Genomic DNA, 11,468 nt, shown 5'->3' on the forward strand with positions numbered 1-11,468 from the left:
CTCAACACAAAACTGACAACGGCAAAAATCGATCCCAAGATTGGATGCTTGAAACGGATGTCAATTCCGAAGCAATCTCAATTGGCATTTCCCAGAATTCCCCTTTACTCAACTACAAGCAAAATAAAGCTACTCCCGATCGAGTTTCTGAATCATTTATACCAGAAAAAGCGGGTAATTTAGTCAAAGTTGAGACTAAGTTGCCAGAAAATTCGTCTCAGTTAACTTTTCAGCAATTAAAAGCTAAAATAACGGCTATTGTGGTAGGTAGTGCAGTAATGTTGCCTATCTTAGCCGTGGGAACAGCAACTTACTATTTTGGTAGTCAAGCCGTCAAGAAACAAGCAATCTTAACGAAACGAGCCGATAATATTGGGATAACCGAAACAGAATTAGCACGACAACAAGAACTACTAGCAACTTTGTTAATCGGTACGGGAACAACTGCTTTACTAGCAGGTGGAATCGCTGCGTTAGGAACAAAACGACTTTTGGATTCGATATTTGAAAAATCCACTGCATCTAGAGAGGAAACCGAAGCAGCTACGGTAAAAGTATATAAAGAATATATTCAAAATTTAAGTCAATCTGGCACGTTGGCTCTGTCGCGAGCCAACCTCACCATGACCGATCATCAATCTTTTCTGTTAGAAGAGATTGTAGAAGAAGCACGGAGATATCTAAAGTGCGATCGCGTTGTCGTGTATAGTCTTAATCGAGATCGCTATGGGGTAATAGTAGCAGAGTCAGTAGAACCAGGCTACACAAAAGCATTAAATAAAACAATCTCTGACCCCTGTTTTGAAGCTAGATATCTGGCTCAATATCGTGATGGTAGAGTTAGAGCTATTGATAACATCTACGAAGCAGGAATAACAACCTGTTATTTGGAGCAATTAAAACAGCTACAAGTCAAAGCTAACCTGGTAACGCCTATTACCAATGAAGGTCAACTATTTGGGTTATTAGTAGCTCATCAATGTGCCACATCAAGACATTGGCAAGAAACAGAGATTGCGTTTTTACATCAACTTGCCAAAAAAGCTGGCTTGGCTTTAGAGAATGCAAAATTATCAGATGAAATGGTTCATCTGCAAGCTCAGATAGAAACAGAGAGACAATGGACTCATTATTTTACCGATGCCACTCAATACATCCGCCAATCCCTCAAACAAAATGATGTACTTGAGATTAGCGTTGAAGAAGTCTGGCGAGTTTTGAAATGCGATCGCGTATTAGTGTATAGTCTCAATCAAGATAACTATGGAGTAGTAGTGGCTGAATCAGTAGCTCCTGGTTATCCCAGAGCATTAAATCAAACCATCTCTGACCCCTGTTTTGAAGCGAGATATCTCGCAAAATACCGTGATGGGAGAGTCCGAGCTATTGACAACATCTACAAAGTAGGAATGAGCCCGTGCTACATCGAGCAATTAGAAACCCTACAAGTCAAAGCTAATCTGGTAACACCGATACTCAATGAAGGTCAGCTATTTGGTTTATTAGTGGCTCATCAGTGTGGTAAGGCTCGTAATTGGCAAGACTATGAAATTCGTTGGATAACTCAGATTGCCACTCAGGTCGGTTTTGCTTTAGATAATGCCAAGGTATTAGCAGAATCAGCCACTCAGCAAGCCCAAGCAGCCAGAGAACGCCAATGGACTCATTACTTTACCGATGCCATTCAACACATCCGTCAATCCCTCAAACAAGATGATGTACTTGAGATTAGCGTGGAAGAAGTACGAGGAGTTTTGAAATGCGATCGCGTATTAGTGTATAGTCTCAATCAAGATAACTATGGAGTAGTAGTGGCCGAATCAGTAACTCCTGGTTATCCCAGAGCATTAAATCAAACCATCTCTGACCCCTGTTTTGAAGCTAGATATCTGGATCAATACCGTGATGGAAGAGTCCGAGCTATTGACAACATCTACGAAGTAGGAATGAGCCAGTGCTACATCGAGCAATTAGAAACCCTACAAGTCAAAGCCAATCTGGTAACACCGATACTCAATGAAGGTCAGCTATTTGGTTTATTAGTAGCTCATCAGTGTGGGAAGGCTCGTAATTGGCAAGACTATGAAATTCGTTGGATAACTCAGATTGCCACTCAGGTCGGTTTTGCTTTAGATAATGCCATATTGTTAAAAAGATTAAAAAACAATGGCATCCCCACTAAACCATGGAAAAATTTTAGTCTTAGTATCACCGAAGCAGTAAACGAACCAGAATTGCTCAAAATTTCTGTAGAGCAGGCTCGTAAAGCAATCCAACTCGATCGCGTAATCGTCTATATGTTCGATAATGATTGGAACGGAACTATAGTCGCCGAATCAGTAGCTTCTGGTTATCCCAGAGCATTAAATTTTCAGATTAAAGACTCCTGTTTTGCCAAAAAGTATGCCGAAAAATACCTTCAAGGTCGCACAAAAGCGATCGCCAATGTCCATCACGCCAACCTGACTGATTGCCACTTAAAACAGATAGAGAAATTAGATGTGAAAGCCAGTTTAATAGTACCCATCCTACAAGACCAACAACTATTTGGTTTACTCATCGGACATCAGTGTGAGCGACCCCGTTTATGGAAGCAATCAGAAACCGATCTCTTTGCCCAACTAGCTCTGCAACTAGGATTCGCTCTAGATCGAATTAGGTTAAGAGAACGACTATACCAGACACCAGATATTGAGAGAAATGAACAACAACAACCAGTATCAGAACTACTAAAAGAAACTCAAACTGCACTACAAAATCTTCAAACTAAAATTAATCAACCACATCAAGCGATCTCCAATCAAGATGCACAAAATATGCAACCTCTAAAATATCAAGAAATTAGCGAACAACCCCCAAATCTAAGACAATAGATTATCGTCGCCCAAAAAGCGATCTCTAAAAATCCCCCTACTCCCCAGCTAGCGCAGTACTTACTAGCTAGTAGATTCTTGAGCATACTTATGGTGGTAATAGCCAGATTCAATTTCGTCCCATAAACTTGCGCTCGTAGGATTCCAAGAAAGCATTTTGCGGGCTTTAGTTGCAGTAACTTGACTATTAGAACCAAAGGCAAAGTGAGCCATTTCCGCACCCCATTCAGCGATCGCATTCTCCAGAGATATCTGTTCTATTTTTCCTCCTAGACCTAGCATTCGGCTAATCGCTTCCACTACCGTTTTCATTTTGTTGGCAAACTAGTGTTAGATTCAGTTACTTTCCAAGTTTATCCCGCAGCTAATTTGCGCCTTAGTGCTTATACGCCAAAATCAAATACAGATAGACTAAAGTTACAAAAGCTTAGTTGAATAATGCGATCTCGCCGTTGGCGAGGCGCGTTGCGATCGCTTTACCGAATTTTGGGGTCAATCTCAGCATCCAATTTTTAGATTGAATAAAGCTACAACCATTACAATATCTATTGTGTTTTCTACTTCTTTTTTCGTCGAACTCACGTTAATCAAGGGGAATCAAGCCAGTCTTGCCGATTAACTTTTGACCTTGGGGAGTCAACAAAAAATTAGCATAAGCCCGGCCAATTTGCGATCGCTTTTCTTCATTTTGGATAAATACGACATACAAGTAATAAGTTAAAGGATATTGGGCAGTACGCAAAACTCTGGTATTTATCTGATTGCGTTGCTGAGGACATTTAGCAGCAGACACTAAAGGCTTTTGATAGGGAGCAACCAAATCATCCTCTTGAAGACCCAAAGATAGGGGTTTAACCGTACATTGGGGAACAATAGCAGGTATCGAGCCATAATAAATTCCCCCTGGATTATTGGCTAATAAACGAAGAGCCTGAGTAGTTGTCGTCACAAATTCGACATTAGGGCCAAACTCTCTACCTTGCAAAACCTTAGAAGTAAAAAAATCAACCATTCCCCCAGTACTACGGGGACGAGAATAGGTTGTAATTGGTAAATCTGCACCACCTAATTCTTGCCAATTAGTAATTTTTCCAGTGTAAATATCTTGGAGTTGTTTAAGGGTTAAACCTGAAATATTTAGCTGAGGGTGAACAGCTACCGCAATACTATCTACCGCTACGGGGACTTGTTGAAGCTCTAAACCTTGCTGTTTGGCGAGTTCTAATTCTTCTGAATCTAAAGGTTGAGCAGTTTGTACAAAATCTAACCGATCTGCTAGCAACATCTGAATTCCTGGGCTAGAGCCTGGAGCTTCTTGTTTTGGTTGTACATAGCGTAATTGTATTTCGGGTCGTTCTGATTGAATAACCGAATCTACTACTAGACGCAGAGAAGCCCAAGCAGTGCTACCGCCATAGTTAAAAACTCCCGTTGCTACGTTGGGTACACTGGCAAAATCAGGAATATTCCGACCATTTTCCACAGCTTGAATCTCTGAGCCTTGAAATAATTGTCCAATTCCTTTGCCGATCAGTCCCACAGACCAAACCAAAGAGATAAAGGCTGCTACACCCACAGTAATTAAAGTCAGCTTGCCATAACTTTTCTCATGCAGATTGCTCATAACATTAATGGAAAATATCGGGTAATTAGGGATTAAGTACTTACACAAAATTGATTGTGCATCAATCAAAGAGGGCTGAAGAAGTGGGGTAGCAAACAGGGAGAGAACAAAAAACTATTTATTATTCTGTAGTTAATTTTATTGAGCCATATCTGTCTACGAACCATTTCCCTGTTAATTTTTGTTAATCCACAAAGAAATAAATTTTTGAGTTATTTCATCAAATTATATTAAGCTATAGGTAAAAAAAATTACGTATTTCCACGGAAAAAATCATTTTTAAAATGCTGTTTTTATCACTTGAATTCTGCAAAACAGTTTAATAAAAGTTTTCTTGACGGGGTATACAGGCCCCTCACCAGTTGTTTACCTGAAGGAGCAAAGAGAAAGAAAATTTCTTGATTATCATCACCCCTTGCAATCTCCCTGGAAGGATACGCCACCTAGGGTTTTCTCTGGTGCGGGAGACGTTTTTTTTATTTTGATTCCTCGATTTTTGTCTCTGTTTCGGAAGCTATTTTAAGACGCGATCAATCAATGACTCAATCCCCAAATTCAAAACCAAACGATTATCAAGATATTGGAAAACTTTTCCAACTGACTACTGAAACAACTAGAAAAATTCTTCAATGCGATCGCGTAATTATTTATGATGGGAGTGAACTGCCCCAATCTAGAGTCATAGCAGAATCTGTTGTTCCTCAATATATCTCTATTTTAGGAAAAATTACGGTAGATCCTTTTCTAGCAGAAGAGTTTTTAGAAAGATATTGTCATGGTCAGGCTTTAGCATTTGACAATATACAAACGGTAAACCTGAACCAAAGTCAATTGGAAGAATTAGAAAGGCTGAGGATTCGGAGTTTAGCGATCGCCCCAATTATTGTCGGTAAAGAATTATTGGCCTTTTTGGTTGCTCATCAATGCGGTGAAACAAACTCCGCCCCAAAACCACCTTGGAACTCTGAAACCATTAATTTTTTGATAGAAAAGGCAAAAATAGCGGGTTTGGCTCTCGAAAGTATTGCCAAAACGGAGCAGTCCCAGGATTCTCAGCCAACGCAATCAGAAGAAGTAGAAGGGTTTCTGGGCTTGCAAGTACCCGAACAAAATCTCGGTGAGAGTCCTTTGTTATCGGAAGATACTCCAGACAAAGAAATTGAATTGAAGCCAATAGCTCCTTCTGCTTACCCTCAAACTTCTCTAATAAAGCAGACATCATCAAAAACAGTACAAACTCAAGCTAACGGAAATTCCCTAACGATGAATCAAGCAAAGAAAAATCATAGCAACGGAATTTTTCAACCCACAGGGCAAAAAACTATTCTTGAAGAACAGGGAAATAAATCGTTTGCCAATGCCAGTAATAGAATAGCTCTAGAAACAGAAAAAGAAAATATTCTGGAAACCACAGTTGAAGAAGTACGTCAACTACTGGATTGCGATCGCGTATTGGTATATTGTCTTGATGAAGATAATTATGGTGTCGTAGTAGCTGAATCTATTGCTGCGGGATGGACGAGAGCTTTAGGTAAAATGATCGACGATCCCTGTTTGGCAGTTGAATACATGGAAAAATATCGTAATGGTCGAATCCGCGCTATCGATGATATTCGTCGGATCGATATCACCCCCTGTTATCAGGAGCAATTAGAAGATTTAGAAGTTAAAGGTAACCTAGTAACACCGATTATTAGTGAAGATCGACTATTTGGTTTATTAATCGCCCATCAATGTTCTGAGAGTCGTCATTGGCAAGAACAAGAAATTAGCTGGACTGCGGAAATTGCCAAACAAGTGGGTCTGATGCTTCAATATACGGAAATTGTCGCTGAAAACGATCTTGAAGAACAAAAACGCTTGGTTGAAGCTCAAAACAAATGGAATCAACATTTTACTGATGCAATTCAGTATATTCGTCAATCCCTAAACCAAGAAGATATCTTAAAAGTCAGTGTTAAAGAAGTACGAAGAATTTTAAATTGCGATCGCGTTGTCGTGTATAGTCTAAATCAGAACTTTCGCTATGGTATAGTGATTGCTGAATCTGTTGCTCCTGGGTGGAAGAGAGCTTTAAATAAAGAAATTAACGATCCTTGTTTTGATCCTACTTATCGAGAAAAGTATCTTAATGGTAGGGTTCGTGCTTGGAATAACATCTATGAATCAGGAATGAGTGAGTGTTACATTGAGCAGCTAGAAAAGCTAGAGGTCAAGGCGAATCTAGTCACGCCCATTATCAATGAAGGTAAACTATGTGGTTTATTAGTCGCTCATCAATGTGCTGAGAGTCGTAATTGGCAACAGCAAGAAATTCGCTGGGTAGCTCAAATTGCTACTCAGGTTGGTTTCGCCCTCGATAATGCCAAGCTATTAGCCAATGCCAAACAGCTACAACATCAGTTAAAAAACGAAGCCAAGCTGACTAGATACTTTACCGATGCTGTTCGCTACATTAGAGAATCCCTACAACAAGAAGATATTCTGGAAATTAGTGTCGAAGAAGTACGACGGGTTTTAAATTGCGATCGCGTTGTGGTTTATAGCATGAACCGAGATTTTCGCTATGGTACAGTGATTGCCGAATCAGTCGCTCCTAGATGGACGAGAGCTTTAAATAAAGAGATTAACGATCCTTGCTTTGAATATACCTATCGAGAAAAGTACCTTAATGGTAGAGTTCGTGCTTGGAGCAACATCTATGAATCAGGAATGAGTAGGTGTTACATTGAGCAGCTAGAAAAGCTAGAGGTTAAAGCTAATCTCGTAACGCCTGTTATTAGTGAAGGGAAACTATTTGGTTTATTAGTAGCTCACCAATGCTCTGATTTTCGTGATTGGCAACAGCCAGAAATTCGTTGGGTAACTCAAATTGCCACTCAAGTAGGTTTTGCCCTCGATAATGCCGATCTTTTAGTTTATGCCAACGAGCTACGGGAGCAAGTAGTAGAAGAACATCAGTGGACAGAGTATTTTACCGATGCCATCCAACAGATTCGTAAATCTATTAAAACAGGAGATATTCTCAAAACTAGCGTTCGAGAAGTACGGAGAATCTTAAGATGCGATCGCGCTGTGATATATAGCATGAACTCAGACAATCACGGTATGATTGTTGCCGAATCCGTAGCACCAGGATGGACAAGAGCAAAGGGAAGAGTCATTAAAGATCCTTGCTTTGAAGCTAGATATCTTGATATGTATCGCAATGGTAGGGTTAGAGCCTGGAGCAACATTTATGAGGCTGGAATGACTAGATGTTACATCGAGCAACTAGAAAAGCTAGAGGTTAAAGCCAATCTGGTTACCCCAATTATCAACGAAGGTCAATTATTCGGCTTATTAGTAGCTCATCAATGCAATGATTTTCGTAATTGGCAACATTCAGAAATCCGTTGGTTAACTCAAGTGGCGACGCAGGTTGGTTTTGCCCTCGATAATGCCAAACTTCTGGAACAACTGCGATCGACTCAAACAAGTAATCAGCTATCTCATCGGCAACACGAACAAACAGAAATCTTCAAACACCAGGTAGTAGAGATCCTTGGGGAAAATGGAGATACTTATCAAAGTCTTTCCCAGGAAGCTATGCGTCAATATGAGACTACGATTCATGTTTTAAATCAGACTCAAAAAGTTGCTGATTCATTTAGTAGCATCGCTTTAAATGTGCAACAGATTCAATGCAAAAAGCAACAAAGCGATCTCTTGGTACAAGCTACTCAAGACAGTTTAGAACGTGTTGTCAATAGTATTTCCCATGCTCAAAGCAAAGTTCAAAATGTGGGAGCAGAATTTGAAAATCTGAGTCTTTCTTGTCAACAACTTTCTGAGATAGTTAACTCAATTAAAGATTTAAGCAAACAAATAGTTCAGCAATCAATGAGCATGACTAGATTGGTTAATCGTAGTCAGACTGAGGAAAGTTGCCAAAACTCACTTCTTGATTTGTCCGATACGATTTTTTCTCTGATGCAGCAGCTATTTGAAGTCAGTGCTAAAATCGATCCCTTATTTGCCAATATTCAAAATGAAGTCAAGGAAAAAACCATTACCCTCGACTCAGGAACACAACAACTAACCAGTGGAGTGAGAGAATTTCAAACAGTTCGTCAAAAGTTAGACCGAGTTGTTAACCTAAATCAAAAGATGAATATTTTTATAGAAAATATTTCTCAATCGATAAAAAATCAAACACAAAGTTCCACCTTTGCCCAAGATTCAGTACAAGAAGTAGCAAGTATTGCCGAACGCATTTCCGAGCAATCTTTAAGCATCACTCAATCTTTTCATCAATTAGTAGTCTTGGTGCAAAAGCTTTAGTCTAAACAGACTGTATTTCTGTAATAAGCGATCGCTTTTTTTTCTCTTCTGACGATCGATATGCTATTTGAACTATCCAGTTTGAGTAGCGTATTTTGTTCAATACGACTATTTTATTTTTGAACCTCTGTGCGCTAAAGACGACAGAGATTATTTTTAGCACTTGCTAAGATAACAACCTATGAATAATATGACTAAATTTTCATCATTGCCACAACAGGCTGGAAGTTTTTCTCATAAAGATCGTTGATTGTAAGATAGGCATCCGCCTCTTTACAAGCTTGTTTGGTACTCTCCAGCAAACCTGCATTAAAGGATTGTTTATTATTTGGATGGGCAAAGATTGCCAAAACATTGAGTGACATTTTCTTTGACTCTCCTTTATTTATGGTTTTCTCTCTATAATTCTTTGGATGCCCATAAGTTTCTATTTTCTAGAAGTTTCTGACATCAACGAATGTACTTACTCAAACTCCATTAACTGGTTTTTTCATGAATGACTTTCACCAGCTTGTACAAAATCTGCCGATCTTTACTCGTAATATCCTGTTCCAGACTTTCATCCAGTGCTTCCAGCTTTTTTTCTGTTTCTATGGCAATCTTTGCGCCATAAGCCGTCACCTTCGCTTCAATACTGCGCCCGTCTATTTGAGATTTTCTGCGGATAATCAGTTTATCCTTTTCCATGCGACGTAGGATGTTGGAAATGGCTGCATCATCAATCTGCATAATCTCGGCAATATCGGACACGCGCCTCGCTTCATCTATGCATAAGCCGATAATGTAAAGCCTTTGGGGATTTAATGTATCGGGATAGGCGGGGGCATAGAATTCCTGTACCGCTCGCCAACCGCGATAAAAGTTAAAACAGACCAGATCGTCATAGGGTGTGGGTTGTAAAGGCGTTCTATCCTGGCGTTTCTGATGTCTGGATTGTGGCATGACATAAATTTATTGTCTCTTGGTTCATAAGCGAAAAAAACGGTTCGGCTTCGGGTATGTCCATAAACGCCTTGGCAGCAGCCTGTGCGTTTTCTCTACTATCCCAGATTACTGCATCAATCCATTCCCCACCTTCACCTTTGGCAAAGTGTCTGTTTATGAATCCTGGCATGGCAGCTATAATAGGCGTTACCTTTAAAGCCTCTTCAATCATGGCTTCATCGCTTGTGCCGACGGCGGACTGAAATGTTACTAGTTCAAGTGTTTGCATGATTTCTCCTTTTGCAAGTTTAGGGTTGATAAGAAGAAGGCATCAAGCCAGAGTGAATCAAAAAGCTCACTACATTTCTCTTGTAGATTTATTATACACGTATAATAAAAAATAAAAAATATTTGGCAAGATGAAAAATGCGATCAATCAAAGCACTATCGAAACGTACCTGTTAAAAACCTATGAACATATAAACCCCGTCAACTCGTGGGGCGAACGCAGCTATTTTGTTAATCCCAAAATGAAATTGAAGCGAGGCAGCTATTTTGCAACCGTCAAATCAAAAGATGGTGAAAATGATAAAGCCTCCTATCTAAACCGCCCTGGAGTTTTTCGCCTCAATATTGGCTTAACACCTGAAAAGTATGAAGAAATGTTTGGTTTGCGACCGCTACGACCTGTTAAAAGTGGCGTTGTTGAAGGGAATTTTGATTTTCAGGCATTAAATATTTTTATACCCCATCCAGTTTATGGATGGTGTGGCTGGATAGCTATTAATAACCCCGATGAAGATAATTTTGAAAAATCCAAGGAATATTTGGATGTCGCCTATAAAAAAGCTTTTAAAGCTACCATGAAGAAACTAAAAACTACCTAAAAGTTTTAAACTAAGCCTGGCTGTTACCAAACCAATTCGTTTTGTCGGGGTAAGACGGAAAAGTCACCAATTTAAAAATTAAAACCTTATAACCCTATCACTAATCATTGCACTCCCCGTGAATACTAGTTCATGGCATCTCTTGCACAAATAAAATCAAAATCAATTTGAATAACGTAAAGTCAAATATAATTCTTTTTGCTTGACTTCTGCAAGAAGTCTAATTTTCAACCAATAAAATTCCGACACTCAATCTACATAGCAACTACCAATTCAATTTTTTGCTTAATTTCAGTTTTAGAGTGCTTACGAGGCAAAGGTTTTAAGCTAGATTGCCTCTGACAACATCTTCGCTAGTTTTACCCCTAATTAGGTGAAAGCTGCTTAGAAGGCTGTACTGCTTCTGATGAAATAACATTTATTTGGCTAGTATCTACTTCAGTAACTCCTTTGACATCCTTAGCAATATCTGTCATTCTTTGGAGCATACGAGAATTAGCGATCGCACCTTTTAAAACAATGGTACTGCCATTTTGTGCTACATAAACTGTAGAAACATCCTTAAGGATCAAATCTTTTTCAAAAGTAGTAGCGACTCTTTGCGCTAACCCATTAAGATCGGACTCTCCATATAAGCCAATTCTCTCTATAGGAATGATATTTTTTTCTAAATTTCTGGCTCTAATATGAAGATTAAATAAAATAAAATAAATAACAGGGATGGATGCTGAGAACAATATCCAGGTAAGCCAAATTTGCCGAGAATACCGAGCTAAAATATACTTTAATCGAGAGACTTCTGGCTGAATCTGTTCCACACTACTATGAAGTTTTTTT

General features: G+C 39.2%; 9 protein-coding genes. 3 read left to right on the plus strand and 6 right to left on the minus strand.

What is annotated here, in order from left to right; genetic code table 11:
- Positions 1-2,873 (plus strand): GAF domain-containing protein (locus H1P_RS25375; RefSeq protein WP_342799613.1); only part of this gene is annotated, 2,873 nt, incomplete at its 5' end.
- A 63-nt stretch (positions 2,874-2,936) separates the two neighbouring features.
- On the opposite strand, the gene H1P_RS25380 is transcribed toward H1P_RS25375, so the two are convergent.
- Entirely contained in the window at positions 2,937-3,185 is a 249-nt protein-coding gene (locus H1P_RS25380; protein WP_144872684.1) for a hypothetical protein, read from the minus strand.
- A gap of 271 nt (positions 3,186-3,456) precedes the next feature.
- Positions 3,457-4,497: a PstS family phosphate ABC transporter substrate-binding protein gene (locus tag H1P_RS25385; protein ID WP_144872687.1), complete on the minus strand. Its 1,041-nt coding sequence runs from the start codon at positions 4,495-4,497 to the stop codon at positions 3,457-3,459.
- A gap of 537 nt (positions 4,498-5,034) precedes the next feature.
- Between H1P_RS25385 and H1P_RS25390 the strand changes: the two genes are divergently transcribed.
- On the plus strand, positions 5,035-8,820 hold the full coding sequence (locus H1P_RS25390) for a GAF domain-containing protein (protein ID WP_144872690.1): 3,786 nt from the start codon (positions 5,035-5,037) through the stop codon (positions 8,818-8,820).
- A 194-nt stretch (positions 8,821-9,014) separates the two neighbouring features.
- Here H1P_RS25390 and H1P_RS25395 read toward each other — a convergent pair whose 3' ends face one another.
- The 3 genes from H1P_RS25395 to H1P_RS25405 form a co-directional block, all read right to left on the minus strand.
- Positions 9,015-9,185: an NAD(P)H-dependent oxidoreductase gene (locus H1P_RS25395; RefSeq protein ID WP_144872693.1), complete on the minus strand. Its 171-nt coding sequence runs from the start codon at positions 9,183-9,185 to the stop codon at positions 9,015-9,017.
- A 112-nt stretch (positions 9,186-9,297) separates the two neighbouring features.
- Positions 9,298-9,762: a MarR family winged helix-turn-helix transcriptional regulator gene (locus tag H1P_RS25400; RefSeq protein ID WP_144872696.1), complete on the minus strand. Its 465-nt coding sequence runs from the start codon at positions 9,760-9,762 to the stop codon at positions 9,298-9,300.
- Positions 9,728-9,934, minus strand: a complete 207-nt coding sequence (locus tag H1P_RS25405) for a hypothetical protein (protein WP_144872699.1) — start codon at positions 9,932-9,934, stop codon at positions 9,728-9,730. The genes H1P_RS25400 and H1P_RS25405 overlap by 35 nt, the downstream gene beginning before the upstream one ends.
- Before the next feature lie 229 nt (positions 9,935-10,163).
- Between H1P_RS25405 and H1P_RS25410 the strand changes: the two genes are divergently transcribed.
- The gene (locus H1P_RS25410) at positions 10,164-10,631 is read left to right on the plus strand and encodes a DUF6194 family protein (protein WP_222427229.1); all 468 of its coding nucleotides are present in this window, start codon (positions 10,164-10,166) and stop codon (positions 10,629-10,631) included.
- A 365-nt stretch (positions 10,632-10,996) separates the two neighbouring features.
- Here H1P_RS25410 and H1P_RS36520 read toward each other — a convergent pair.
- Positions 10,997-11,468: hypothetical protein (locus H1P_RS36520; RefSeq protein ID WP_186376141.1), on the minus strand; the 472-nt coding region annotated here is incomplete at its 5' end.

Origin of the sequence: Hyella patelloides LEGE 07179 (assembly GCF_900659865.1) — a bacterium.
Lineage (GTDB): Bacteria > Cyanobacteriota > Cyanobacteriia > Cyanobacteriales > Xenococcaceae > Hyella > Hyella patelloides.

Coding starts and splice junctions, on each gene's coding strand:
- H1P_RS25380 (WP_144872684.1), bottom strand. CDS start 3,185: ATGAAAACGGTAGTGGAAGCGATTAGCCGAATGCTAGGTCTAGGAGGA.
- H1P_RS25385 (WP_144872687.1), bottom strand. CDS start 4,497: ATGAGCAATCTGCATGAGAAAAGTTATGGCAAGCTGACTTTAATTACT.
- H1P_RS25390 (WP_144872690.1), top strand. CDS start 5,035: ATGACTCAATCCCCAAATTCAAAACCAAACGATTATCAAGATATTGGA.
- H1P_RS25395 (WP_144872693.1), bottom strand. CDS start 9,185: ATGTCACTCAATGTTTTGGCAATCTTTGCCCATCCAAATAATAAACAA.
- H1P_RS25400 (WP_144872696.1), bottom strand. CDS start 9,762: ATGCCACAATCCAGACATCAGAAACGCCAGGATAGAACGCCTTTACAA.
- H1P_RS25405 (WP_144872699.1), bottom strand. CDS start 9,934: ATGCCAGGATTCATAAACAGACACTTTGCCAAAGGTGAAGGTGGGGAA.
- H1P_RS25410 (WP_222427229.1), top strand. CDS start 10,164: ATGAAAAATGCGATCAATCAAAGCACTATCGAAACGTACCTGTTAAAA.